This is a genomic window from Clostridium sp. AT4 (assembly GCF_001517625.2).
Lineage (GTDB): Bacteria > Bacillota > Clostridia > Lachnospirales > Lachnospiraceae > Enterocloster.
Genome location: NZ_LN999828.1, coordinates 611686 through 634775, shown reverse-complemented (window position 1 = coordinate 634775; position 23090 = coordinate 611686). Strand labels below are relative to the sequence as shown.

The following is a 23090-nucleotide window of genomic DNA, read 5'->3' as shown; positions in this document are numbered from 1 at the left end:
TTAAGCAAGCTTGGACTTTGCCAGCTCAGCCAGCTTTGCGAAGCCTTCTGCATCGTTGATCGCCATATCGGACAGAACCTTACGGTTTAAATCAACCTCAGCCAGCTTTAAGCCGTACATGAACTTGCTGTAGGACAGGCCATTGATACGTGCTGCAGCGTTGATACGTGCGATCCACAGCTGTCTGAACTGTCTCTTTCTCTCTTTTCTGCCTGCGTAGGAGCTGGTCAGTGCGCGCATTACGGACTGCTTAGCTACTCTGTACTGCTTGGAACGGGCTCCTCTGTAGCCCTTAGCCATCTTCAGGATTCTATTGTGCTTCTTTTTTGCGTTTAAGCCGCCTTTAATTCTTGCCATCGGTAATTCCTCCTAATTTAATCTAAAACTTACAGATATGGTAAAATCTTCTTCATTGCCTTTACGTTAGTAGCATCGGTAACGATATCTTTTCTAAGATTTCTCTTTCTCTTTGTAGACTTCTTAGTTAAGATATGAGACTTGTAAGCTTTATTGCGGACTAACTTACCGGTTCCTGTCTTTTTAAAGCGCTTTGCTGCTGCTCTGCTGGTTTTTAACTTTGGCATTGTAAATTTCCTCCTTGAAAACTTTCTATTTTTAACGTTTTGCAGTTAAAAACATAACCATGCTTCTTCCTTCCACCTTTGAGGGCTTATCAACAACTGCGATGTCAGCCAGACTCTCAGCGAAATCGTCCAGAATGTACTTTGACTTGGACATATGGGCCATCTCACGGCCACGGAAACGAAGAGTTACCTTTACCTTATCACCCTTTTCCAGGAACTTTCTGGCAGCTCCCACCTTGGTGTTTAAGTCATTAGTATCAATGTTCGGGGACAAACGAACTTCTTTGACGTCAATCACTTTCTGTTTCTTTCTGGCTTCCTTTTCCTTACGGGCCAATTCGTAACGGTACTTTCCATAATCGATGATCTTGCATACCGGCGGCTTTGCAGTAGGAGCGATCTTCACAAGATCCAGCTCTGCCTCCTGCGCCATCTTGTAGGCGTCTCTTGCAGACATAATACCTAACTGTTCGCCGTTCTCACCGATCAGACGGATCTCTCTGTCTCTGATTTGTTCGTTGATCATTAACTCGCTAATAGTTGTACACCTCCATAGTCATGTTTGTTTGAATGAAGAGCCTTTGCCTCTGCTTGGTAAATGTAAAAAGCGGACAGCTTATGCCATCCGCTAAAAAATCATACTCGTCTGCTGCTCTGATTTTAAACCGAAAAAGATTCTTTATATAAAAAACCCTTTATACAGCTTCTGATATAAACCCGGGTCACTGATTCGTGCCAAGGTGAGGCGGATAACCTGCTTTCCTGTGCGTTGTTTTCACAACTTTTAGAATGATACCATATGATTCCGGTAATGTCAACTACTTTTTTAAGTTTCCTATTTTGCCTTATAAGTGGCGCATCTTGTATTTTCACAGTCGCAGGCTCCGTTTCCGCAGATACAGATTCCGGACGCCGTACAGCAGCAGTCCTCATTGTAGACGCAGTTTACGGCATCACAGTCTACCTCCAGACGGGTTTCCGGGGTTTTAAAGAGATTTTTAAAAGACCCGCCCTTATTTTCCTCAAAGCTGGCACAACAGGTACCCTCTGCATCCCTGGCTCCGTGTCCGTCTACCAGGATCGAGCCTCTGCAGCAGCACTGATCTGCATTGTGCACACAATTTTCCACTGAACATTCCAATTTTGTCATATTTGATTTCCTCCTGTCACATAAATTTTCCCAAAACGTAAGGTTTCAGGCGTCATGACAGGATTTAGTATGCGCTCTGGTGGCTTTTCTCATGCAAAAATACCTTAATCCTCTGCCCCCAGAGCCTGGTTCAGCTGCCGGATCCCATCCGTACATTCCCCCTCGGAGCCATCCATGCGGTATATATCACCCTCTGTCACAAACGTATACAGATTCAGATCGTCAATCCGTACGCTGCCTCCTCCGGCGCAGGAAATGGTCAGTTCTTCTGCCAATGCATTCTCAAATATCAGTTCTGCATCCGTTCTTTCTCCTGCCTGAAGGGTCTTAGTCCGCTTCCCCACCCGGACGCTTACCGTACTCCCGGCTGTTCCTTCCAGAGAGAAACGCACATGGACATCCGGGCCAGTTCTGCCGGTGACTCTGCCCCGCATCTCCTGGGAAATGCTGCTTCCTGAAGGAAGAACCGCTTCTTTTCCATTCTTCCCCTCTTCGATATAGCTTTCTCCGGTTACCTTCCAGCCTCTCAGTCCCAGGGCAAACTGGGGGTTATAAAGCTTGTTATCTCCGTAATCCCTGTAAGTCCACACGCCGTATCCTATGGTCATGGTGCGAAACAGCTCACCCATTCCGGCCAGATAGGCGTTTTTCTCCTCCGGCTTTAAACGGGCATTCCTTTCAAAACCAGGAGTATTGTCCGTAAAAAGGAACTGATCCACATATACCGGTTTATTTCCATTATACCGGCTGACCTGATCAAAAAATACAGGCGCCATGTTTAATGCCTGATCAGCTGTCACCCACTCGCCTTCATTAGGAAACCCCATAGGGACACTGTACATAATACTGGTGCAGGATGCATTTCCACAGCCAAAGGTACTCTGATGAGAAACACCTTCCAGCGTTTTGTCCGCTTTTTTTACCGGATCTGCGTCCAGCCGAACTTCCATGGAAAGATCTGGAAATACCTTCTGAGTTTCCGTCAAAAGCTCTGCAAGAAACGCATCATAAAATTCATAAAAAAGTTTTCTTGCATAAGAGTCCTTCTCCGGAAGCCATATTTCCTCATAATTTTCAAAGGAAGTTCCATAATATTCCTTTAGCTGCTCCAGCGTATATTTTTCCTTCAGGTAATCCGTATATCCGCACAACTTTGCCATTCTGCGTCCGGCAATCCCATTTCCATATCCGGCTGCATTTTCCGTGAAATTCCAGAAATCTTCCCAGGTGAGAAAGCCGCCGCAGAAGTTTTCATAAGCAGAAACCTGTTTATACAAACGTTCTGCATAGGAAATCCATGCGGCTTTTAGCTGCGGATCATATAAAAGTCCTTCATACCGTGACAAAGCAGACTCCGGTGACGCATAATCCCAGGTATAACCCACTCTGAGGATCACTCCCAATCCCTGTTTTCCGGCTGCGTCCATAACGCCCCCCAGTTTTTTCCAGGCATACTCCTCATACATGACCGGAGCTGTTTCCGGCTGAAATTCCCTCCATGGAACTGCCAGGATAATACTGTTAAAGCCGTCTGCCGCAATACGTGCCAGTTCCTCCTCCATATGGACACTTTCGCTGTTCCAGAAATTGATCACCCAGTCATCGGAATAATAGGTTGCCGAACGCAGATGACCCCTTTCTCCAGAAGAATACTCCGACATTCTGCCAAATCCGCATGTAAAAAGAATAGCAGTCCCCACAAACAGGACTGCTGCCACCCATGTCCTGCTCTTATGTTTCCTGTGCATTTGATTTCTCCTTCTTTCCCAGTTCGCGCCATACCGTACACAGCATGGTCCCGAAACAGGCCGTTCCGCCGATAAAATTAGATATGGGTTCTGCCATAAGGATACCGTCTGTGCCCAGATGAAAAATTGTCGGCAATATCAATATCAGCGGGATTACGATTATCACTTTCCTGAAAATGGAAAAGAATACGGCATATCTAGATTTTCCCAGACCTACAAATACGGACTGGCCTGCAAACTGCAGGGACATCATAAAAAAGCCGAAAAAGTAAATCCGCATAGCCGGTATTCCCGCCTCCACCAGTTCTCCGCTGCGGTTAAACATCCGGATAAAAAATTCGGAAAAACCATGGATCAGCCCCCAGGCAGCCAATGTATATAAAACAGAAACAGAAGACATAAATACAATGGCCTTTTTTACCCGTCCATACTCCTTTGCCCCATAATTATACCCCATGATCGGCTGAGCGCTGTTGGTCACGCCCTGAGCCGGCATGGAAATTACCTCACGGACAGAATTGATGACGGTCATAATCCCCACATAAAGATCACCTCCGACCCTCTGCAGCATGGTGTTGTACATGATCTGCACCGAACTGTTGGTGATCGCCATGGTAAACCCGCTCATTCCCAAACCCATGATACGGAAAATCCGCTCCCGTTCCAGCCGCATGGATGAACGGCGCAGCCGTAGAGTGGCCTTGGGCCCGGTGAGGAACCGGAGGATCCAGACAGCTGAAAGAAACTGGGAAAGAATGGTAGCCAGAGCCGCTCCCTGAACCCCCATATGAAATCCAAATATAAATACAGGATCCAGTAAAATATTGGCGGCTGCTCCCAAAAGAACCGTCATCATTCCAATGGTTCCAAAGCCCTGAGAATTGATAAAGCTGTTCATACCCAGTCCGACCATCACAAATATATTTCCCAGAAGATAAATCGTCACATAGTCATCCGCATAGCCAATGGTAGCGTCGCTGGCCCCAAACAGATATAAAAGCGGCCGCTTAAACAGAAGGCCCGCAGTGGTAAGGAGCAGCCCCACCAGTACCATCATTACAAAGGAATTTCCCATAATGGCCTCTGCCTCTTCCTTATTTCCTCTTCCCCGCTCAATGGAGCATAAGGGTGCACCTCCCATTCCAAAAAGATTTGCAAAGGCTATTACGATGGAAATAATAGGAAGACACAGCCCCAGACCTGTGAGAGACAGCGTAGCATCCTCAGGAAGCTGGCCGATATAGATCCGGTCTATGATATTATAGAGTACATTGATCAGCTGGGCCAGCGTCATAGGAAGAGCCAGCTTTAAAATATTTGAAATGATACTGCCCTTTGAAAAATCATGCTCCTGTGCCATACTCTTTTTCCCCCCTCTTCAAATCCTCCGGCAGATCCACATCCCACAGCTGTTTTTCCTCTGTTTCCATGATCCAGAGTTCCTCCGGATGGTTCTTCATAACCTGACGGCCGCCCTTATCTCCTGAAATAGCCAAAAGCTCAGAGCGGTAACAGCCTCCAAACGCAGTAGGACTTCCCCTGCGTCCCTTAAATGCCGTACAGCCGAGCTTTTTTCCGCTTTTAAAATAGCCCTCCGCAAAAGAAGCGATCATTTCTCCTTCCGTATAGGGCTGATCTGCCACAAAAAAAAGGAATGCATCCGTATCTTCCCAGGCGGCGGCTACCCCAAGGCGGATCGACGCCGTTATCCCCTCTTCACTGAACGGATTTTCCAGCACCTTTCCTCCGGAGATCAGGCAGTGGGCACTTTCCAGGATCTGGGGATATTGACTTACCGTAATTATCTCACAGCTTATCCCCGATTTTTTTTCCAGAATCTGCGCCCCTTTTTCCAGAGCAGACAATCCGTATGCATAAAGAGGACGTCCCTCAAAGGATGCCAGAAGCTTATTGGAACCAAATCGCTTTCCAAAGCCGGAAGCCATGTAAATCATCGAAAGTTTCATTGTATAAAGTCACCTTTCTATCCTGTTTAAAACAACTCAAATGACGGTTCCTTCCACAGGTTTCCCGTGATCAGACCCTCTGTATGTCCGATCTGCTCCAGGATCCGCTTTCCTGCCAGAACAAGCTCCCCTGTATCTGCCTGATTGAACACAGGAAGGATCCTGGCCTGAGGAAATGACTGCTTCAGCGGACTTAAATATCCCTGTTTCATCAGATAGGCCATATATTTCTCCTCCATTGCCCATTCCCTGTCCTCTTTATCCAGACTGAAGCTCTCTCCCAAAAGCGTTTTTGCCTGTTCCATGCGAAAGCAGCATTTCTCTCCCTTTTGTCCCAGAGCCTTAAGACCGTACACGCAGAGGATCAGATCTGTATCTCCCGGTATCACCGGCTCTGCCGGTCCCGGCACCTTCACCGGAAGCCTCTTTGCTCCATCGGCCTCCACTAAGACGAGATCCGCTTTTTCTCTGGCCTGCTGGTAAAATTCCCAGCCCCAGAAGGATATCTTTTTCTCTCCGGGCTTTCGTTCCTCCGGATTTCCCGCAACCGCAATCCCACTGTCTTTTAATGTCTGCTCCAAAGCCCCCACCGAAGGTTCCGGCACAAAAAAATGCTCCGGAAGGGCCATATGGGTTGTAGGAATCACAAGAACCTTAAGTCCCAGTTCCCGCCCTTCCCATGCCATACGGCGGATCAGGGAGGTTTTTCCTCCTCCGCCGGTGAATGAGATCACAAACGGACAGCCGGATAACCGGTATTTTTCTATTTCCAGCGCCTTGAAAATACTGTGAACGGCCTGTGTCAAACATGCTCCGTAATAATATGCTTCCACGTTCTGTCCCCCATCTTCTCCCATTGTTCTGTTTTATTTTATCATGGAGCAAATGACCGCACAAGGAATTTCTATGCATCTGCCGCATCCACAGACGCAAAAACAGCTGTATATAAAAACAGCCCGATTCCTGCAGGCAGAACCCTCTGCCCCCAAAAACCGGACTGCTTCCTTTTCAAAATGTATGTTTCATCAGACATTCTGCATTTCTATCTCAATTGTTTCCATGACTGCGGATCACACGGTACATATCATAGCCAAGGCTTGCAAATACGATTACTACGGCAATAAATCCCATTTTCTTTCTTCCTCTCCTGTTTCTTATGATGGAATTATTATAGCCCAAGAAGGATATAACCGCAATCTGCATTGTTGACAAAAATTTTTAGTTAATCTAAAACTTTTTGTATTAAATAATTTTCTTTTTGGAATGAACCATTTTCCTGTAAAATTTCTATGGACATTTTACCGGATTTGTTATATGATACTTTTAGTTAGTATATACTAACCTATATATTTCCAAATACATACCTGCAAGGGAGGATATTTCATGAGTGTTGTTATCATCGGAGGTCATGACCGGATGGTCACCCAGTATAAAAAAATATGCAAAACCTACAACTGCAAAGCAAAGGTTTTTACCCAGATGAGTGCCAGCCTGGACAAGCAGATCGGAACACCGGATCTGCTCGTACTCTTTACGAATACGGTATCCCACAAAATGATCCGCTGTGCTCTGGATGAGGTCCGTCCGGACACAACCCAGATCGTGCGGAGCCATACAAGCAGTGCATCTGCCTTAAATGAAATTCTGTCTCAGCGTACCGCTGCCTGTTCTTCTATTTAAAAATGCTTCAGGGCATCAATGGCTTCGTCGATCTGTTCTTCTGTATTAAAATGGGAAAAACTGAACCGTACCGCCCCCTGCTCCACGGTTTTAAGCGCCTCATGCATCAAAGGAGCACAGTGACCTCCAGAGCGGGTGGCAATGTCATATTCCTCAGAAAGATAGTCGCTGACCTGAGCGGAATCCTCTTCTCCCAGATTCAAAGATACAATAGCAGCCCTGTCTTTCTGGGAAAAATCCCCATAGATACGGATATCCGGAATTTCCAGCGCCTGCTCATAAAAACGCCGCATAAGCTGCTGTTCCCTCTTTCTCAAATGCTCCATACCCTGTTCCTTAATATACAGAAGGGCGGCCCGCAGTCCTGCAATCCCATGTCCGTTCAAGGTACCTGCTTCCAGCGCTGTCGGCATCTGTGACGGATGCTGCTTTTCAAAGGTCATAATACCGCTGCCTCCGGATAAAAGAGGCCGTATATTCACTCCTGTGCCAAGGCAGATCCCGCCAGTTCCCTGAGGCCCCATCAGGCCCTTGTGACCGGTAAAGCAGAGGACATCGATCTGATCTCTCTCCATATCAATCGGAAAGAGTCCTGCGGTCTGAGAGGCATCTACAATAAAAAGAGCGCCTGCCCTGCGGCACCATTCTCCCACCTGAGCCAGATCCTGGCAGTTTCCGGTGAGATTGGAGGCATGAGTCATAACCACAGCCTTTGTGCCCGGAGTAATGGCCTTCTCCATGGCTATCATATCCAGCCTTCCTTTTCTGGAAATCCCATTAGAAGGATCCTTCTCACAGCCCACAATGGTCAGCACAGCGCCCCTTTTTTCCATCTCATACAGAGGTCGGAGCACGCTGTTATGTTCAAGCACGGTAGTCACTACCCGGTCTCCCGGATCGATCAGGCCTTTGACCGCCATATTTAAACTTTCTGTGGAATTAGCCGTAAATGCCACCTGCTGCGGTCCGGGAGCATGAAACAGCTCTGCCAGAAGCTGTCTTGTCTCAAAAATGATCCTGGCTCCCGTTAAAGCTTCTCTGTGCGTTCCCCGGGAGCAGTTTCCCATGGAGTTCATCGCCTCTGCCACTGCCCGGGCCACCACAGGAGGACGGTAAAAGGAGGTAGCCGCACTGTCAAGATAGATCATAATGCGCCTCCCTTAAAAGCCCTGTTTCTGTTCCAGATATAAAAGGGCTTCTAATACAGAACCGCCGATCGCCCTCGCTTTATCTGAAATGGTAAAGCAGTTTTCATACTCGCTCTCTCTTGGATCAATATCCGCGATCTTAAAGCCCTTTGCCACTGGATAACCGTCCCGGATCAGCCCACGCACCAGGCCTGTAAGAGAAGCTTCTACCACTACCTCTCCCTGCCCCGTAACAATGACCGCGACGGGCTGTCCCTTTTCTACCCGGTCTCCGATCCTCACTTTTCCAAAAAGGATCCCCATGGCCGGCGAATGGATGACCCGTTCCTTTCCCGCGCCTCCGATCAGCCCCGGAGTTCCTGTATTCGGAAGGGCCGTTCCCCTGGAAATGATCCTTCCCAGGTTGTGGCCCCGCATGGTCTCGATCACCAGATCCACATCTTCCCCGGCTGTAAAGCCTGGCCCCAGGCCAATAGTCTTATCCGCCATATTCCGGTTCGTTCCTAGGTTCTTTTTTGCCAGGATCGCATCCACCAGAGCCCAGGGACGGACTTCCTTTAATATTTCACACGCCTCATCCATCATCATGGGGATGGCTCCTGCCTCTAAGACAGCCTTTGCCTCTGCAAAATCGGATACCTTTAAGCAGGTCACACCCTCAATTTCACTCTGTCCGTCATAGATTGCTTCGGAAAATGCCACCTGCCTGCGGATGGCAGAAGGACTGCCTGTTTCCAGCACCAGCACCGGATAACCGCACCGATGAAGGCGGTGGATGGTTCCTGTGGCAATATCCCCTCCGCCTCTGACTATGATCAGCTGCTTTTGTCTGTTCATACTCCCCACCTTAAGGCCGTACCAGCACAGCTGCCCCGGTCATCCTTTCTGCAATCTCATACATATTGGTAACGCTGCCTACTCTCAGCCTGTCCCCGATCCCATAATGGTTTAAGCAGGTGCCGCAGGTAAGAATTTCTACGCCCTGAGCCTCCAGCGTCTTAAGATCCTCCAGATTATCCGAGCCCTCACAGGAAAGGAAGGCGCCTCCATTATAGAGAAGAATGGTTTCCGGCAGTACGTCCTGCTGTGTAAGAGCATAAATAAATCCCTTCATCAGAAGGGTTCCCAGCACCGGATCTCCCTGCCCCATTTCACGGGAAGAAATCACAACCACCATTCCCTTCCTGCGTCCGTCCGGATGGCAGACTTCAGGCTCTTTTTCCGGTAAAGCATCTGCCTGCGGTGCGCTTTCCCTTTCTTTTACTCCCTCACCAGCTGTAATAACAGCCACATATTCTCTGCTACTCTTTTTTTCAGATGCAAAGGACAGCCCCTTGTGATCTGCCAGCTTCTTTAAATTCTGTACTGCGATCTCATTATCCACGACCACCTCTACTGCTTCCCCCGGCGCCGCTGCCTCCAGGGCCCGCTTCGCCTCAATCACCGGCAGCGGACACTGCTTTCCCCTTTCATCCAGTCTTATCATAGCCTGTTTCCTCCTCACTTCTCTTTTATTCTACAATCACGGCCTTTTCCTGCCGCGCTTCGATCCTTCCCACGATCCCGCAGGGAAGCCCCAGTTCTTCCAGTTCCTTGAGTGCTGCTTCGGCATCTGCAGCATCAATGGATGCAAGCAGTCCGCCGGAGGTCTGGGGATCAAACAGGATTTCCTGCATGGAAAAGCCACAGCTTCCAAAATCAATCTTATCCTGCACATGGTTGCGGTTTCTCTGAGCCGCTGCTGTGATATAGAATTCCTCTGCCAATGCAGGCGCCTCCGGAATAACCGGAACGCGATCCTTATAGATGCGGGCTGTGGCCTGATCCGTTACCATTTCACACAGGTGCCCTAAAAAGCTGAAGCCTGTTACATCCGTACATCCGTGGAGCCTGTATTTTTTAAGAATCTCGGATGCATATTTATTAAGGGTTGTCATGGACTGGACCGCCAGGTCATACGCCGCCTGAGGTGCCGCCTTCATCCTTGCTGCCGTGCATACAATCCCTACACCCAGAGGCTTTGTGAGGATCAGGGCATCGCCCTCTTTGCAGTCGCTGTTGGCAAATACACGGTCAGGATGGATAATTCCCGTAACAGAAAGGCCGTATTTTACATCGCTGTCCGCAATGGAATGGCCGCCCGCCAGAACACCTCCTGCCTCTCGTACCTTTTCGCTGCCGCCCTGCATGATCTTTCCCAGAATATTCAGATCCATCTCTTCCGGAAAGCATACGATATTTAATGCAGTTTTTACCTCTCCTCCCATGGCATAGATATCACTCAGCGCATTAGCAGCCGCAATCTGGCCGAATATATAGGGATCCTCCACCATGGGGGGAAAAAAATCAAGTGTCTGCACCATGGCCAGATCATCTGTAAGCCGGTATACGGCCGCATCATCGGAACCGTCATATCCGATCATCAGATTGGGATCCTTTGTTTTGGGCAGCCGATTTAACACACGGGCCAGTACCCCCGGCCCCAGCTTGGCCGTACAGCCTCCTCCCCTGCAAAATACGATTTCCTCACTCATTTTTTTCATTTCCTCCCATCTCTCTCATATGATTTAACCATTCATCCGAAAAATACGTTTCAAACAGACGATCCAGTTCCGCCTCTGCATCTCTTCGAAAGCTTAAATAAGCTTCCATCAGCTCCTTCGCCTGAGGCGTAAGGGTGGAACCTCCTCCGTCTCTTCCTCCGGTCTCCCGGTCTGTCAGCAAAAACCCCCACTCTTTTTCCGCCACCCGGAGCATTTTCCATGCCTTACTGTAGGCCATATTCATAGAGCGGGCCGCTCTCTGCAGAGATCCTGTTTTCTCTACCGCTCTCAGCAAAGTCACCATCCCCGGACCAAAGGCCTTTTCCTCAAAATACAGGCGCAATGATAAACCGTAATGAAGCTTATTGTTATCTTCCATCTTCTGCCCTCCCGTTATACTCTTTTGTATATAACGATTTCTGCAAAAAAACTGGTCTCTGTCTTTTTGGATCCAGCCATAAAAGACGCAGCCAGTATTTTGTGTGCTATGTGTAATAGTATACCATGCTTTCTCACGCTTTTCCAGCCCTTTCATATATATAAATTACAGACAGAAATAAGGCAGGAACAGCCATGAAAACATTTTTTGCAGTCGGGGGCGATATGCGTCTTCGATGGATGGTACAGATTCTTTCCAAGGAAGGATATCCCGTGTCTTTTTTTACAGGAACGGATTCCCCGCTGATGAAATCGGCAGTCAAAGAGGCCTCTGTGATCCTCGGCCCCGTTCCCTTTACCCGCGACGGGGTTCATCTGTTCCAGCCTCCCTCACACGGTATGGAACTCTCTGCCCTTCTTTCCTGCCTTATGCCCGGACAGTATCTTTTTGGCGGAAATCTCCCGGATCCTGTAAAAGAGTTCTGCGATAATAATGACATTCTATGGAAGGATTTTATGGACATGGAAGAAATTTCCCTGGAAAACGCCATTGCCACCGCAGAAGGCGCCATCTCTCTGGCAATCAGCCAGTGCCCCATCAATCTCCATCGCTGCCGCTGCCTGATCCTTGGCTATGGGCGCTGCGGCCAGGCGCTGGCTGACCGCCTGAGAGGAATGTTTGCAGATGCATCCGTCTGTGAGATAACCCCCATCCGGCAGACACTTGCCAAAACGCGTGGCTTTGACACCTTTGATCCCCAAAAACTGGAAAAATATCTTCCTCAGGCAGAGCTTATTTTTAATACAGCTCCCGCTCCTATCCTTACAGATCCCCTGCTTATCAAGCAGATCCATAAAGACGCGGTACTTTTTGAACTGGCTTCCGGCTCCGGCTGTATTTCTGAGGAAGCCTGCCGTCAGGCCGGACTTTGCCGGATCGCCTGTCCGGGGCTTCCGGGACGTTTCAGTCCCAAAGCCTCTGCCAGGATCCTGTGCCGGGCAGTACTGCAGGTCCTTGGAGAGGGACGTTAAAAACTACTACATTTTCATATAATAGAGGGAAATTCTTATGTCTCTGAAAGGAAAAACGATCGGCCTGGCTGTTACCGGGTCCTTCTGTACCTTTGATAAAATAAAACAGACCGTACAAACTCTCATACAGGAGGAAGCCGAGCTGTACCCCATCTTTTCCTCCCATGTGCAGACCACCCGTTCCCGTTTCGGAAGCACGGATGAATATATCCGGACCATCAGCGGTCTGACCGGACGGGAACCCATTCTTACCATTGAGGACGCGGAACCCATTGGCCCCAAAGGCTATCTGGATCTTCTGCTCATCGCTCCCTGTACAGGAAATACCCTTGCCAAGCTGGCAAACGGCATCACGGATACCCCCGTACTCATGGCTGCCAAAGCCCATTTGCGTAATGAAAAGCCTCTGGTGATCTTCCTTTCCACCAATGATGCCATGGGAATGAATTTTAAAAATATCGGACTTCTCTTTCCCTGCAAACATGTATATTTTGTTCCATTTTCCCAGGATTCACCGCAAAAAAAGCCCTGTTCCCTGGTTGCGAGAACAGAGCTTGTAATTCCAACCATAAAAGCTGCTCTGAAGGGTGAACAGCTCCAGCCTGTTTTATATAGTCCGGACTAATTACCCCAAATTTTACAAAAACAGCTCATTTTCCTTCCGGATCCCCTTTAACGGCAGAAGCTTCTGGTTTAACATCTCCTGAACAGGTTCCGGAAGCTTTTTTGCACCGGAAGGACAGACAGCGATGCAGCGCAGGCACAGGATACATTTCTTTGGATCTGTCACTGATGGATTTTCTTTTGAAATAGCTCCAGAGGGACAGAGTCCGGCGCAGAGTCCGCACCCGGTACAGCCGCTGCCGTTTACCGGTACTGCAGGCATCTTTTTCCATTCCTTATATGGGCGGTTCCCTGGCACCTGGGGCCTTGTAATTTCTGCCGCTTCAAGCTTTTTAAGGATCTGTGCTCCAAAACCGGAAAGCTCCTCATGATCCTTCGCATCCGGACGTCCTGCCGCCACCTCCCGAACCATGGAATGCTCCGCAAGGACAGCCACAGAAGCGAAAGGCTCAAAGCCCTGCTCCTCCAATGCATCATTTAACTCCACCAGAGCATCCTCATAGGCCCTGTTTCCATAAACGGCAGCCGTAACAGCAGCAGCGCCCTTTCCTGCGGTGCACTTTAACCGCTCTGCCATCAGTGCCGGGATCCTTCCTCCAAATGCAGGAGCAGCCACAATCACCAGATCATCCTTTTTAAATTCTGCGCCATTAAAATCAGGAGCAGAAAGATCCACCTCTTTTACCTCTTTTCCAAGGCCCTCTGCCAGATAAAGGGCCGCTTTTTTTGTTCCTCCGGTAGGACTGAAATATATTGCCCATACACATTCCTTCATGCCTTTACCTCCTTGTCTTTCCCAGTCTCTCGGCCCGCACAGAGATCATCTCCGCCGCAACGCTGACTGCAATCTCCTGGGGTGTTTCCGCATGGATTCCCAAACCGATCGGCATATGGCAGGCCTTGATCTCCTCATTTGAAAATCCATCTTCAAGCAGCCGTTCCGTCACCACACGGATCTTGTTTTTGCTTCCCATCACGCCCAGATAGCAGGGCTTTAAAGCCAGAGCCTGCTTCTGCACATAATAGTCAAACTGATGGCCTCTTGTCATCACGCATACGTAGTCTTGAGGCCGGATAGACACATAGTCGCCAATCCGCTCCATATCTCCCACGATTACCTGATCGGCATCGGGAAATACCTGCCGGTTGGCAAACATCTCTCTGTCATCCATGATCACACAGCGAAAGCCCACTTTTTTTAATACGGGAACCAGCTCCTGAGCCACATGGCCTCCGCCGAACACATACGCCGTACCAGATTGAACCAGAGGCTCCACATAGTAAAAATGATCGTTTTCCCTGGAAATGACCGCCTGGGAACCAAAAAGCGCTGTAAACTCAGGCCCAAATACCGTCTCCGGCAACACCCGTTCACATACAGAAGCGTCCCTTCCATCTTTCATTTCTGCGGCTCCCGAAGGACAGCTATGCTTCATCCACCCTGCTCCTGCCGTTTCATTTCCAAGGCCCAAAACGCCTGTCTTTTCACTGTAAAGCCCCATTTTCCACGATTTTTCCACAGTGAGGTCAAAAATCAGCCAGCTGTCCTCATCCACATCAAGAACACTCAGAACCTGATCGATAAGCTCCTGGATACCTGGCATTTCAGGATCCACATACTGGATGTACACCGTCACATCTCCCCCGCAGACCATACCGATATCGGCTTCTTTCCCACGGGTTAAAGTAAACTCTCGAAGACCGGACTCTTTACTTTTAACTGCTTCCCTGCAGGCCAGAGTTACCTGATACTCCACAGCTCCTCCGCCCACAGTTCCAAGAGCCGTTCCATCTGCTTTTACCAGCATCCGCGAACCCGCGCCTCTGGGTGTGGAACCCGCGCTCTCTATGATCGAAGCAAGTGCTGCTCCCTCTCCTCTTAAAAGGCATTTTTTCAGTTCTTTAAATAACTCTCTCATTTTGACACCTCATTTTCTTCCGGAAAATACCGTTTAAACAGCCGTTCGCTTTCTTTGCGCAGTTCTTCTTCCATGCACAGATATCGTCTTAGAAAATCTTCCCCCTTCTCTGTAAGACGGGAAAATCCCCCCTCTGTTCCTCCTGACCGGGATACAAGGAGGCCATAGCCCAGCTGATGCTCCGCCTCCTTTAAAAGCTTCCAGCCTTTGGTATAGGATATGTGCAGCTGCCTGCAGGCCGTCTGCATAGAACCTGTATGACGGACCACGGTGAGAAAACGGGCAAGCAGCGGCCCAAAGAAGGGATCATTTCTCCGAACGACCAGACGCACCTCCGGATGCACCTGGATCTTCTGTTTTTCCATTTCCCGTTCCGTACTGTCTTCATCCGTTTCCACTGCAAAGATAATTCCCTGATCTTCCACAGGTACTTCCTTTGTCACAAAGCACTGCTCCGCTTCAAACAGTGCTCCCCGCAAGCCCCGATTTCCCGTGTATTCAAGCACTTTCCCGGCTGCGTGCTCCGATATAAGAACCGGATGGCCTCTTTTTCCGTCAAAAACCGGCCGGATAATATCGCCCTCTTCTGAAAGCATTTTTTCCAGCGTATCACGCAAAAGAAGCGGAAATTTAGCAGGAAGGATCAGTGTCTGTGTACACAGTCCTCTGATGTAGCGAAGACCCATGGAAATGCTGTCAAACATCTGTTCCGTTTCGTAATCGGGATTGCGCAGGGAAATAACCTCCAGATCGCTTATATGCTTCTCCAGCTCATCTCCCTGTTTTCCCGTCACTACCACAATAGGATCAATCCCCACCCGCCTCATCGTAATAATGATCCGACGGATCACGGTGCTGTCCCCTACCGGGAGCATGGGCAAAAAGGCCGTTCCTCTGTTTTTATGGCCTGCCGCCACAATGACTGCTCCTGTTTTTTTCATATCAGAGTTCTCCTTTTAACAGTAAAATAGCCGACGGATCTACCCGAAGATACTCCGGGATCACTCCGGCAGAATTGTGGGTATGAATCGTCTTTTCTCGTTTCCACCACAGGCCGTTTTTCAGGGTAATATACCACTCAAAGGGCATTTCAGACACCTGGGGTTCTTCCACAGGAATACAGTTTTCATATGCGTATGCAGCTGCCTTCTGTCTGCTTAGCGGCTCAAAATCATGAGCCCGGATCCCCACTGCAGTAATCTCCTCCCCCACCAGACGGTCTGCCATCAACTCTAAGCCGCCCCAGTCCAAAGCGCAGATATGCCGTTCACCCATCCGCCTGATCCTGGAAATATTTTTGCAGCCCGTAAGTCTTGCAGCCTTGCAGGTTTGGGGCCAGGCAAAAATATCTCTCGTCTTTCCCCTGGCCAGAACCTTTCCCTGATCCATCAAAAGTATCTCCGGACAGAGCTGGTATGCCTCGTCCCTGTCATGAGTTACCAGAATGGAAACGCCGTCATAATCCTTTAATGCTTCTGCCAGCTCCAGACGCAGCTTTTCCCTCAGATATGTATCCATTGCTGAAAACGGTTCATCTAAAAGCAGGATTTCCGGTTCATAGGCCAGAATCCGGGCCAGTGCTGTTCTCTGCTGCTGGCCGCCGGACAACTGAGCGGGATAATGCTTTTCCAGTCCGATCAGCCGGAAACGCTCCGTCATCTCCTGCACCTTCTGCTTAATGGCCTGAGGGGAGCAGACCTGGGACTTCCTGCCCCCCGCTGCAGCCCTTGCGCCCTTTCCCTTTAAGCCTGCGGCAATATTTTCCTCCACCGTCATATTGGGGAACAGGGCGTAATTCTGGAACAGGTAGCCTACCCGGCGGATCTGAGGCGTTTCATTGATCTTAAGGGTAGAATCAAACAGAACCCGTCCCCCGGCTGCCTCCCCCTGAGCATATTGAAGGGCAATCCGGCCGGAATCCGGCGTCACAATGCCTGCAATGGATTTTAAAGTCATGCTCTTTCCACAGCCCGAAGGTCCTAAAATACCCAGACAGCCTTTTTCCGCCTCGAAGGAAAGCTCCAGAGAAAATTCCTTCAGCTTCTTTTTGATTTCAACTCCCAGCAAAAGCCTGTGTTCTGTCTCAAGCGCCATGCTTTCTTCCTCCTGCCCTTAAGGCTCCCAGATTCATAAGCAGAATAGAGATAAAGGCAATGACCACAATGACGGCCACATACCGGTCTGCAGCCCCCATATTGCCTGCGGCCACCTCTGAATACACTGCCATTGGTAGGGTTCTTGTCTTTCCCGCAATATTACCCGCGATCATAGAAGTGGCTCCAAATTCTCCCAGACCTCTGGCAAAGGCCAGGACACCGCCGCTTAAGATGCCGGGAGTGGCATTGGCAAAAAGCACCTTCCAAAAAATTTCCCACTCACTCATCCCCAGGGTCCTTGCAGCCGCAGTCAGATCCGGATCCACCTGCTCGAATGCACCCCTGGCAGAGCGGTACATCAGCGGAAATGACATCACCACCGCCGCCAGTACCGTAGCTCCCCAGGAAAAAGCAATCTTTACTCCGAAAAAATCAATAAAAAACTGTCCAATGGGGCGTTTTACCCCAAACAGATAGAGCAGAAAAAAGCCGGCCACCGTAGGCGGAAGCACCAGGGGAAGAGTCAGAATACCGTCACATATGATTTTTGACGTCTCATTTTTCAGACGGATCACAACCCCCGCTGCAAAAATACCCAGAAAAAAGGTGATAAAGATGGACAGGCTGGCTGTCTTCATGGATATCAGAACCGGTGACCAGTCCATAATACGTCCTCCTTTTCATTTACAGATTTAAGGCAGGATTTCATTTCCCTTGGAGAAGCCATAAGCCTCAAATACCTTCATGGCTTCCTCTGTTTTTAAAAACTCCACAAAATCTGCCGCTTCTTCAGAATGCGCGCTGCCTTTTAACACAGCTACAGGATAAATTACCTTCTTTTTCAGACTTCCCTCGGGAGCCTCAGCAATTACATCTACCTGCTCTGCCATGCTGGCTGCATCTGTGGCATATACGATACCTGCGTCTGCACTGGAAGCCGCTACCTGGTTTAAAACCTCTGTTACATTGGTTCCAAAGCTTACCTTATCCTGGATCCGATCCCAGATCCCAAGACTTGTGAGCGCTTCCTCTGCATACTGACTGGCCGGTACGCTGGCCGGGTCGCCCAGTGCGATAGAGGATGCTTTTTCAATATCTTCAAAAGCTTCAAGCCCTGCTTCATTTCCTGTGGGAACAATCAGAACGATCTTATTTTCCAGAAGATCCGCAATCGTATCCTCAGCAATCAACCCCTTTTCATTTAAAGCATCCATCTGCTTTGTGGCTGCGGACATAAATACATCTGCCTCCAGTCCTTCTTCGATCTGGGTCTGAAGCTTACCGGAGCTGTCATAGACGCCTGTTACTATAACACCCGGATACTGAGCCTCAAACATGGGGATCAGTTCCTCTTCATAGGCATTTTTTAAACTGGCGGCAGCTGCCACTAAAAGCTCTGTCTCTTCTTTCTCTGAAGCGGCTTCTGTTTCTGCCTCAGCGGCTGCCGGAATCTTCGCGGTCTCTGTTTCCTTCTCTGCCTGAACACTTGTCTGTTCCTCAGTCTCCTTTGCTCCTCCTGAGCATCCTGCCAGCATCCCTGCTGCTAAAATTGCTGCTGCCACTGCATAAAGCTGTTTTCTCATTTTCCACTCCTCTTCTTTCTGATTTTTTCCAGTTATTTACTCATTCCCATTGGCCTTATCTGGCACATTCTGAGGCACTGCCTCTTAAAATCCGAATCCCGTGGTCAAGAGAATCCAAAATATAACCCAGACTCTCCCTTACCGCCTTCGGACTTCCCGGAAGGTTGACGATTACGGTCTGTCTGCGGATCACTGATACTCCACGGCTGAGCATGGCCCGGTTCGTCACTGCCATGGACTGATACCGGATGGCCTCGGCAATTCCGGGAGCCAACCGGTCTGCCACTGCCAGAGTCGCCTCCGGAGTCTGATCCCGCATGGAAAATCCCGTACCGCCGCTTGTAACCACCAGATCTGCCCGGACTTCATCTGCCAGACGAATCAGCTCTGTCTTAAGTTCCTCCGGCTCATCAGGAATGATCAGCGTCTCCACTACCTCATAGCCTGCCTCCTCCAGCATCTCTTTTGCTGCAGGGCCGCTTTCATCCACACGCTCTCCCCTGGCTCCCTTATCACTCACCGTAATAACAGCTGCCTTAAATGACTTTTCCTCAAATCCGTTTCTCTCCTTCGCATCCATCCTTTTATCCTCCGATCGAGCTCATATTATGTGATTCCGTAATCCTTCCCGGTGTTTCAAAGCAGTGGGCCATGGGCTTTTTAAGGATCGTTTTCTCCATCACAGTCCTCAAACGGCTCTGAAGCCCTTCGTCACGAACATCCAGCCCTTCCGGCCAGATGAAGTGGCTTTCCTTTTCCGGCCGGGATATCTCCTCTCTGAGCACCTGTTTCAGATCCACGCCATCCTCATAACACAGACAGGTTTTCAAATATCCCTGAGCGGTCAGACGCACCCGGTTGCAGGAAGAACAGAACTTTCCGTGAATAGCGCTGATCAAGCCAATGCTGCCTTTAAACCTTTGGGATTTATAATAAACAGCCGGGCCAAAACCATGGACTTCATGGTCTGTTTCAAGATCCGGATACATTTCCTTCAGCTGCAAAAGCAGCGTTCTGTGATCAATGCCCTGAAACTGCTTTCCATAACCAATGGGCATCATTTCAATAAAGCGCACATCAACCGGATACTGCTCTGCCAGTGCTGCCATGGCCCGCCAGCCGTTCTTGTCCCGCTCTTTTCCATCCTTCCAGTTGTCGAAATCAATGGATACCGCATTGACCTTCACCGGGATGGGAAGCCTGTCTGCCCTGCTTATGATTCCCAGAACCTTATCCAGCGCATCTGCCCCGGTAATGGTCTCATAAAGCCCCGGATCCAGAGTATCCAGACTGATATTGACCGCATCCAGCCCCGCATTCAAAAGCTCACCCAGATACTGTTCCAGAAGAACACCGTTGGTGGTGAGAGTTACCTTCTCAATACCGGGGACATTTTTGAGCATCCGTACTAACTGGGGGCAGTCCCTGCGCACCAGCGGCTCTCCACCTGTAACCTTAATCTTCCTGATTCCCAGATCCGCCGCACAAACGGCTATCGCCTCCAGTTCTTCCAGGGAAAGGATCTCCCACCGGGGCATACACTGGATCCCGTCCGGCATACAGTATTTACATCTCAGATTACAGCGGTCTGTAATGGAGATCCGCATATAATCGATTTCTCTTCCCGTCTGATCCCTCATTTTTTACCTCTGCCTTCTTACCTCATTATAAAATTCCCCGCTCTTTCCGCCGGACTTATGCTCTAAATAGATATGGCTCATTTCCATAGACTTATCCACTGCCTTGCACATATCGTAGATGGTAAGGAGGGCCACATTCACTCCGGTCAGCGCTTCCATCTCCACGCCGGTGCGTCCGGTGGTACGGGCCGTACAGACTGCTTCAATCTCATTTGTCTCCTCATGGATCGTAAAGTCCACAGTCAGCTTGGTCAGGTTCAGCAGGTGGCACAGAGGAATCAGCTCAGAGGTTCTCTTGGCCCCCATGATCCCGGCCACACGGGCCACGCCCAGAACATCGCCTTTTTTCATAGAACCCTCTTTCACCATTTTCAGGCACTCCGGGCTCATAAAGATACTGCCCCTTGCAGTGGCCTCCCGTTTTGTTTCTTCCTTTCCGCCTACATCTACCATCCAGGCATTTCCCTGTTCATCAAAATGTGAAAAATCCATTTTTCCTACACTCCTTTTCCAAAACCGCAGTTGGGGAATGTGCAGACCGGGCAGTTCAGGCACAGGCCGCCCTGTCCCAGAGAAGCCAGATTTTCCTCTGTCACCTCATCATCTGCCATCACCCTTGGCAGCACCAGGTCAAAAATCGTACGCTTTGCATACATCACACAGCCCGGAAGCCCCATCACTGCCACTGTACGGCTCTTTCCTTCCTCCTCTACTTCCAGATAAGCTAATAAAAACATAGCTCCCGGAAGCACAGGAGCCCCGTAGGATACCACCCTTGCTCCTGTATTTTTGATGGCAAGGGGCGTCTTATCGTCAGGATCCACGCTCATGCCTCCGGTGCAGACTACTACATCCGCACCCTTTTTCACCATATCAAGGATAGAAGCAGTCACCTTTTTATCATCATCATTCCAGGTCACATGATCAATGATCTCCGTGTCAAACTGCGCCATCTTTTTCTCGATCACCGGGGTAAAGGTATCCTTGATCCGCCCGTAGAACACCTCATTTCCCGTGGTAATGATTCCTACCTTTTTATGTACAAAAGGCATTACATCCAGGATCGGACGTCCCCCTGTGGCAGCCAATGCGCTTTCTTTGGCCCGCTCCATCTTCTCCTCTTCGATCACCAGAGGGATGATACGGGTTCCAGCCAGCTTGTCCCCCTTCTTTACGGCAAAATTTCCGTGACGGGTGGCGATCATCATCTGTCCGAATCCGTTCACTGCCTTTAAGCCTCTGTTATCCACCTTTAAGAGACCGTCACAGTCAGCCGTAAGCTCAATCTTTCCCTCTTTTACCTCAGAGCGCTCCATATGGTTTCCCTTGCACAGGCTGCACAGGATCTCGGCTGCCTCATTTTCATGAAGCATCCCCTCCTCCTTTTCCCAGACATACAGCTGATCCTTTCCCACACTTAAAAGTACCGGTATGTCCTCCTTTGCAACAATATGCCCCTTGCGGAATACGGCGTCCTTTGTCACGCCCTTGATGATCTGTGTAATGTCATGGCAGAGTACAGCACCCTCTGCATCTACTGTTTTTATCAGCTTCATTTTGCAACCTCCACCGTTATTGTTTTTTTGAAATAACGCTCTTATGATGATACCACGAATGGGGGAATTTGTAAATGGTTTGCGGGGCAGAAAAGGATCATGTATTTCTACACGATCCTCATATTTGCAGTGTCTTACCATTACTGGATTTGCAGGCTTTCCGCATATTTAAATTGTATAATATCTCTTGGAGCAGTTTCAACATAGGCTTGCTCTTTATGCATAAAGAATTCTCCTTCCAGAGAAAAATGATATGCATTCGTTTCTCCCATATCAACTTCTTCACAGGGCACATCCTTTAAGTCTATTATGGAATTATGCCCTACAGGAACCGCCCCCATCGGAAGTGCCTGATAAACCAAATGGTTTACATGTACACATTTGTTGTCACAAACATGGATTCCTCACCAGAGTATCTCTTCAAATTTTACTGCAAGCGAGGGCTGATGGAAAACTTCATTAAAGAAAGCAAATCCGGTTTTGATTTTGCGTCCGTAAGCAGTCATACCAGAATGGTAAATGCCAATAGACTGCAGGTACATGCTCTTGCGTATAACATATTTAATTGGTTTAGAAGATTGGTGTTATCAGCAAATATGCGAAAGCAACGCATTGATACCGTCCGTTTAAAATTGCTGAAGATTGCTGCAAAAGTAGTTCATTCAGCAGGATATATCACATTCAAACTGTGCAGCAGTTGCCCCTATAAGAATGAATTCTATGAGACACTTTCAAATATCGGCAAGCTGAATGTACAGCTGGAATAGCAACTATTAACGAACATTGACAGCTTAACAACTGCTCTGAACTCTGCCACAGGGATTTTATACCCTTTTGACGGGTTAATTGAGTGATGTTATGGCTGCATGGATCAATTTTCAGATTCATGGTACTGTTATCAATTCAAATACTGTTCCGTGAATAATTTAGGATAATCCTACAGTTTCCGCAATCTCCAACAAAAGAAACAGCACGTGCCCGTCACAAAAGAAAACCCGTGCTGTTTTTAACCCACTTTATAAGTGACCCCCTACTCCCCGTCCGTATCTTCTCCCAGATGCAGACGCCCAAACACCATATCATAGCCGTCGCTTCCGTAATTTAAAGAACGGTTTACACGGCTGATGGTAGCGGTAGAGGCTCCGGTTCTGTCCGCAATCTCCAGATAGGTCTGCCCTTCCCTGAGCATTTTTGCCACCTCATAGCGCTGGGAAAGGGACAAAAGTTCATTGATGGTGCATACGTCTTCAAAGAACTTATAGCACTCATCCGGTGTTTTCAGGGTAAGAATCGCATCAAACAAATGATCCACTGCTTCTGTTTTAATTTTTTTATTCATATCTATATTCTCCTTATTGCTTTATGACTTTTTATTTATATAATCTGCACTCAGTTATTTTAACATATTAAAGTTTGAAAGTCCATATCTTGCGAACAGTTCG

Annotated in this window: 30 protein-coding genes; 4 read left to right on the top strand and 26 right to left on the bottom strand. The window is 48.8% G+C overall.

Translation table 11 applies throughout. From position 1 onward, the window contains the following. The 9 genes from rplT to BN3656_RS17000 all read right to left on the bottom strand — a co-directional run bounded on the left by rplT (position 1) and on the right by BN3656_RS17000 (position 6628). Positions 1 to 357, bottom strand: coding sequence for a 50S ribosomal protein L20 (rplT, locus tag BN3656_RS09295; RefSeq protein ID WP_021869087.1), 357 nt, complete (start codon positions 355 to 357; stop codon positions 1 to 3). A 29-nt stretch (positions 358 to 386) separates the two neighbouring features. Then, complete coding sequence (gene rpmI, locus BN3656_RS09290; protein ID WP_021869086.1) at positions 387 to 584, bottom strand: 50S ribosomal protein L35; 198 nt, start codon at positions 582 to 584, stop codon at positions 387 to 389. Positions 585 to 615: 31 nt separating this feature from the next. Then, positions 616 to 1110 (bottom strand): translation initiation factor IF-3, encoded by a 495-nt coding sequence (gene infC, locus BN3656_RS09285; RefSeq protein ID WP_066547082.1) that lies wholly within the window; start codon positions 1108 to 1110, stop codon positions 616 to 618. Between the two features lie 309 nt (positions 1111 to 1419). Further along, positions 1420 to 1734, bottom strand: a complete 315-nt coding sequence (locus BN3656_RS09280; protein ID WP_066547079.1) for a DUF1540 domain-containing protein — start codon at positions 1732 to 1734, stop codon at positions 1420 to 1422. A 104-nt stretch (positions 1735 to 1838) separates the two neighbouring features. Beyond that, on the bottom strand, positions 1839 to 3482 hold the full coding sequence (locus tag BN3656_RS09275; RefSeq protein ID WP_066547076.1) for a hypothetical protein: 1644 nt from the start codon (positions 3480 to 3482) through the stop codon (positions 1839 to 1841). Next, positions 3466 to 4842 carry an MATE family efflux transporter gene (locus BN3656_RS09270; protein WP_066547072.1) on the bottom strand — a complete coding sequence of 459 codons (1377 nt, stop codon included), beginning with the start codon at positions 4840 to 4842 and terminating at the stop codon, positions 3466 to 3468. Before BN3656_RS09270 ends, BN3656_RS09275 begins: the two co-directional genes overlap by 17 nt. Next, complete coding sequence (locus BN3656_RS09265; RefSeq protein WP_066547066.1) at positions 4826 to 5449, bottom strand: nucleotidyltransferase family protein; 624 nt, start codon at positions 5447 to 5449, stop codon at positions 4826 to 4828. The genes BN3656_RS09270 and BN3656_RS09265 overlap by 17 nt, the downstream gene beginning before the upstream one ends. Positions 5450 to 5475: 26 nt before the next feature. Next, the gene (gene yqeC / locus BN3656_RS09260) at positions 5476 to 6282 is read right to left on the bottom strand and encodes a selenium cofactor biosynthesis protein YqeC (protein ID WP_167544873.1); all 807 of its coding nucleotides are present in this window, start codon (positions 6280 to 6282) and stop codon (positions 5476 to 5478) included. Between the two features lie 214 nt (positions 6283 to 6496). Beyond that, positions 6497 to 6628, bottom strand: coding sequence for a hypothetical protein (locus BN3656_RS17000; protein WP_278284009.1), 132 nt, complete (start codon positions 6626 to 6628; stop codon positions 6497 to 6499). A gap of 204 nt (positions 6629 to 6832) precedes the next feature. On the opposite strand from BN3656_RS17000, the gene BN3656_RS09255 reads away from it, so the two are divergent. Next, a complete protein-coding gene (locus BN3656_RS09255; RefSeq protein ID WP_066547061.1) occupies positions 6833 to 7129 on the top strand; it encodes a DUF2325 domain-containing protein in 297 nt (98 codons plus the stop codon). Here BN3656_RS09255 and BN3656_RS09250 read toward each other — a convergent pair. Genes BN3656_RS09250 through BN3656_RS09230 form a run of 5 tightly spaced genes read right to left on the bottom strand, consistent with a single transcriptional unit; the run spans position 7126 to position 11199 of the window. Beyond that, complete coding sequence (locus BN3656_RS09250; protein ID WP_066547060.1) at positions 7126 to 8277, bottom strand: aminotransferase class V-fold PLP-dependent enzyme; 1152 nt, start codon at positions 8275 to 8277, stop codon at positions 7126 to 7128. The genes BN3656_RS09255 and BN3656_RS09250 overlap by 4 nt on opposite strands. 12 nt (positions 8278 to 8289) lie before the next feature. After that, complete coding sequence (gene yqeB, locus BN3656_RS09245) at positions 8290 to 9114, bottom strand: selenium-dependent molybdenum cofactor biosynthesis protein YqeB (protein WP_066547054.1); 825 nt, start codon at positions 9112 to 9114, stop codon at positions 8290 to 8292. Between the two features lie 10 nt (positions 9115 to 9124). After that, on the bottom strand, positions 9125 to 9763 hold the full coding sequence (yedF, locus tag BN3656_RS09240; RefSeq protein ID WP_066547051.1) for a sulfurtransferase-like selenium metabolism protein YedF: 639 nt from the start codon (positions 9761 to 9763) through the stop codon (positions 9125 to 9127). 25 nt (positions 9764 to 9788) lie between these two features. Beyond that, complete coding sequence (gene selD / locus BN3656_RS09235) at positions 9789 to 10811, bottom strand: selenide, water dikinase SelD (protein ID WP_066547049.1); 1023 nt, start codon at positions 10809 to 10811, stop codon at positions 9789 to 9791. Beyond that, entirely contained in the window at positions 10804 to 11199 is a 396-nt protein-coding gene (locus BN3656_RS09230; protein WP_066547046.1) for a LysR family transcriptional regulator, read from the bottom strand. The genes selD and BN3656_RS09230 overlap by 8 nt, the downstream gene beginning before the upstream one ends. 194 nt (positions 11200 to 11393) lie before the next feature. On the opposite strand from BN3656_RS09230, the gene BN3656_RS09225 reads away from it, so the two are divergent. Both BN3656_RS09225 and BN3656_RS09220 read left to right on the top strand, forming a co-directional pair. After that, entirely contained in the window at positions 11394 to 12230 is an 837-nt protein-coding gene (locus BN3656_RS09225; RefSeq protein WP_066547043.1) for a dipicolinate synthase subunit DpsA, read from the top strand. Positions 12231 to 12267: 37 nt separating this feature from the next. Then, complete coding sequence (locus tag BN3656_RS09220; protein ID WP_066547041.1) at positions 12268 to 12855, top strand: dipicolinate synthase subunit B; 588 nt, start codon at positions 12268 to 12270, stop codon at positions 12853 to 12855. 12 nt (positions 12856 to 12867) lie between these two features. Here the strand turns inward: BN3656_RS09220 and BN3656_RS09215 are convergent, their stop codons facing one another. The 11 genes from BN3656_RS09215 to BN3656_RS16995 all read right to left on the bottom strand — a co-directional run bounded on the left by BN3656_RS09215 (position 12868) and on the right by BN3656_RS16995 (position 21920). Then, positions 12868 to 13629 carry a 4Fe-4S binding protein gene (locus BN3656_RS09215; protein WP_066547039.1) on the bottom strand — a complete coding sequence of 254 codons (762 nt, stop codon included), beginning with the start codon at positions 13627 to 13629 and terminating at the stop codon, positions 12868 to 12870. Between the two features lie 4 nt (positions 13630 to 13633). Continuing rightward, positions 13634 to 14773: an XdhC/CoxI family protein gene (locus BN3656_RS09210; RefSeq protein ID WP_066547037.1), complete on the bottom strand. Its 1140-nt coding sequence runs from the start codon at positions 14771 to 14773 to the stop codon at positions 13634 to 13636. After that, positions 14770 to 15714: an NTP transferase domain-containing protein gene (locus BN3656_RS09205; RefSeq protein WP_066547034.1), complete on the bottom strand. Its 945-nt coding sequence runs from the start codon at positions 15712 to 15714 to the stop codon at positions 14770 to 14772. The genes BN3656_RS09210 and BN3656_RS09205 overlap by 4 nt, the downstream gene beginning before the upstream one ends. A 1-nt stretch (position 15715) precedes the next feature. After that, complete coding sequence (locus BN3656_RS09200; protein WP_066547031.1) at positions 15716 to 16867, bottom strand: ATP-binding cassette domain-containing protein; 1152 nt, start codon at positions 16865 to 16867, stop codon at positions 15716 to 15718. Further along, the gene (modB, locus tag BN3656_RS09195; protein ID WP_066547028.1) at positions 16857 to 17534 is read right to left on the bottom strand and encodes a molybdate ABC transporter permease subunit; all 678 of its coding nucleotides are present in this window, start codon (positions 17532 to 17534) and stop codon (positions 16857 to 16859) included. Before modB ends, BN3656_RS09200 begins: the two co-directional genes overlap by 11 nt. 27 nt (positions 17535 to 17561) lie before the next feature. After that, entirely contained in the window at positions 17562 to 18452 is an 891-nt protein-coding gene (gene modA / locus BN3656_RS09190; protein WP_066547025.1) for a molybdate ABC transporter substrate-binding protein, read from the bottom strand. 55 nt (positions 18453 to 18507) lie between these two features. After that, positions 18508 to 19032, bottom strand: coding sequence for a MogA/MoaB family molybdenum cofactor biosynthesis protein (locus BN3656_RS09185; protein ID WP_066547023.1), 525 nt, complete (start codon positions 19030 to 19032; stop codon positions 18508 to 18510). A gap of 4 nt (positions 19033 to 19036) precedes the next feature. Then, entirely contained in the window at positions 19037 to 20092 is a 1056-nt protein-coding gene (gene moaA / locus BN3656_RS09180; protein ID WP_066547021.1) for a GTP 3',8-cyclase MoaA, read from the bottom strand. Positions 20093 to 20095: 3 nt separating this feature from the next. After that, entirely contained in the window at positions 20096 to 20584 is a 489-nt protein-coding gene (moaC, locus tag BN3656_RS09175; RefSeq protein ID WP_066547020.1) for a cyclic pyranopterin monophosphate synthase MoaC, read from the bottom strand. Positions 20585 to 20589: 5 nt separating this feature from the next. Further along, positions 20590 to 21648: a molybdopterin-binding protein gene (locus BN3656_RS09170; protein ID WP_066547017.1), complete on the bottom strand. Its 1059-nt coding sequence runs from the start codon at positions 21646 to 21648 to the stop codon at positions 20590 to 20592. 140 nt (positions 21649 to 21788) lie between these two features. Beyond that, the gene (locus BN3656_RS16995) at positions 21789 to 21920 is read right to left on the bottom strand and encodes a hypothetical protein (RefSeq protein WP_278283996.1); all 132 of its coding nucleotides are present in this window, start codon (positions 21918 to 21920) and stop codon (positions 21789 to 21791) included. 42 nt (positions 21921 to 21962) lie between these two features. On the opposite strand from BN3656_RS16995, the gene BN3656_RS09160 reads away from it, so the two are divergent. Next, a complete protein-coding gene (locus BN3656_RS09160; protein ID WP_347461175.1) occupies positions 21963 to 22415 on the top strand; it encodes a transposase in 453 nt (150 codons plus the stop codon). A gap of 263 nt (positions 22416 to 22678) precedes the next feature. On the opposite strand, the gene BN3656_RS09155 is transcribed toward BN3656_RS09160, so the two are convergent. Further along, positions 22679 to 22987, bottom strand: a complete 309-nt coding sequence (locus BN3656_RS09155; protein WP_066547016.1) for a YerC/YecD family TrpR-related protein — start codon at positions 22985 to 22987, stop codon at positions 22679 to 22681. Positions 22988 to 23090 lie beyond the last annotated feature (103 nt).

Bases quoted from the DNA above. Each gene is read 5' to 3' on its own strand.
- rplT (WP_021869087.1), bottom strand. From the start codon at position 357: ATGGCAAGAATTAAAGGCGGCTTAAACGCAAAAAAGAAGCACAATAGA.
- rpmI (WP_021869086.1), bottom strand. From the start codon at position 584: ATGCCAAAGTTAAAAACCAGCAGAGCAGCAGCAAAGCGCTTTAAAAAG.
- infC (WP_066547082.1), bottom strand. From the start codon at position 1,110: ATGATCAACGAACAAATCAGAGACAGAGAGATCCGTCTGATCGGTGAG.
- BN3656_RS09280 (WP_066547079.1), bottom strand. From the start codon at position 1,734: ATGACAAAATTGGAATGTTCAGTGGAAAATTGTGTGCACAATGCAGAT.
- BN3656_RS09275 (WP_066547076.1), bottom strand. From the start codon at position 3,482: ATGCACAGGAAACATAAGAGCAGGACATGGGTGGCAGCAGTCCTGTTT.
- BN3656_RS09270 (WP_066547072.1), bottom strand. From the start codon at position 4,842: ATGGCACAGGAGCATGATTTTTCAAAGGGCAGTATCATTTCAAATATT.
- BN3656_RS09265 (WP_066547066.1), bottom strand. From the start codon at position 5,449: ATGAAACTTTCGATGATTTACATGGCTTCCGGCTTTGGAAAGCGATTT.
- BN3656_RS09255 (WP_066547061.1), top strand. From the start codon at position 6,833: ATGAGTGTTGTTATCATCGGAGGTCATGACCGGATGGTCACCCAGTAT.
- BN3656_RS09250 (WP_066547060.1), bottom strand. From the start codon at position 8,277: ATGATCTATCTTGACAGTGCGGCTACCTCCTTTTACCGTCCTCCTGTG.
- yqeB (WP_066547054.1), bottom strand. From the start codon at position 9,114: ATGAACAGACAAAAGCAGCTGATCATAGTCAGAGGCGGAGGGGATATT.
- yedF (WP_066547051.1), bottom strand. From the start codon at position 9,763: ATGATAAGACTGGATGAAAGGGGAAAGCAGTGTCCGCTGCCGGTGATT.
- selD (WP_066547049.1), bottom strand. From the start codon at position 10,811: ATGAGTGAGGAAATCGTATTTTGCAGGGGAGGAGGCTGTACGGCCAAG.
- BN3656_RS09230 (WP_066547046.1), bottom strand. From the start codon at position 11,199: ATGGAAGATAACAATAAGCTTCATTACGGTTTATCATTGCGCCTGTAT.
- BN3656_RS09225 (WP_066547043.1), top strand. From the start codon at position 11,394: ATGAAAACATTTTTTGCAGTCGGGGGCGATATGCGTCTTCGATGGATG.
- BN3656_RS09220 (WP_066547041.1), top strand. From the start codon at position 12,268: ATGTCTCTGAAAGGAAAAACGATCGGCCTGGCTGTTACCGGGTCCTTC.
- BN3656_RS09215 (WP_066547039.1), bottom strand. From the start codon at position 13,629: ATGAAGGAATGTGTATGGGCAATATATTTCAGTCCTACCGGAGGAACA.
- BN3656_RS09210 (WP_066547037.1), bottom strand. From the start codon at position 14,773: ATGAGAGAGTTATTTAAAGAACTGAAAAAATGCCTTTTAAGAGGAGAG.
- BN3656_RS09205 (WP_066547034.1), bottom strand. From the start codon at position 15,714: ATGAAAAAAACAGGAGCAGTCATTGTGGCGGCAGGCCATAAAAACAGA.
- BN3656_RS09200 (WP_066547031.1), bottom strand. From the start codon at position 16,867: ATGGCGCTTGAGACAGAACACAGGCTTTTGCTGGGAGTTGAAATCAAA.
- modB (WP_066547028.1), bottom strand. From the start codon at position 17,534: ATGGACTGGTCACCGGTTCTGATATCCATGAAGACAGCCAGCCTGTCC.
- modA (WP_066547025.1), bottom strand. From the start codon at position 18,452: ATGAGAAAACAGCTTTATGCAGTGGCAGCAGCAATTTTAGCAGCAGGG.
- BN3656_RS09185 (WP_066547023.1), bottom strand. From the start codon at position 19,032: ATGGATGCGAAGGAGAGAAACGGATTTGAGGAAAAGTCATTTAAGGCA.
- moaA (WP_066547021.1), bottom strand. From the start codon at position 20,092: ATGAGGGATCAGACGGGAAGAGAAATCGATTATATGCGGATCTCCATT.
- moaC (WP_066547020.1), bottom strand. From the start codon at position 20,584: ATGGATTTTTCACATTTTGATGAACAGGGAAATGCCTGGATGGTAGAT.
- BN3656_RS09170 (WP_066547017.1), bottom strand. From the start codon at position 21,648: ATGAAGCTGATAAAAACAGTAGATGCAGAGGGTGCTGTACTCTGCCAT.
- BN3656_RS16995 (WP_278283996.1), bottom strand. From the start codon at position 21,920: ATGGGAGAAACGAATGCATATCATTTTTCTCTGGAAGGAGAATTCTTT.
- BN3656_RS09155 (WP_066547016.1), bottom strand. From the start codon at position 22,987: ATGAATAAAAAAATTAAAACAGAAGCAGTGGATCATTTGTTTGATGCG.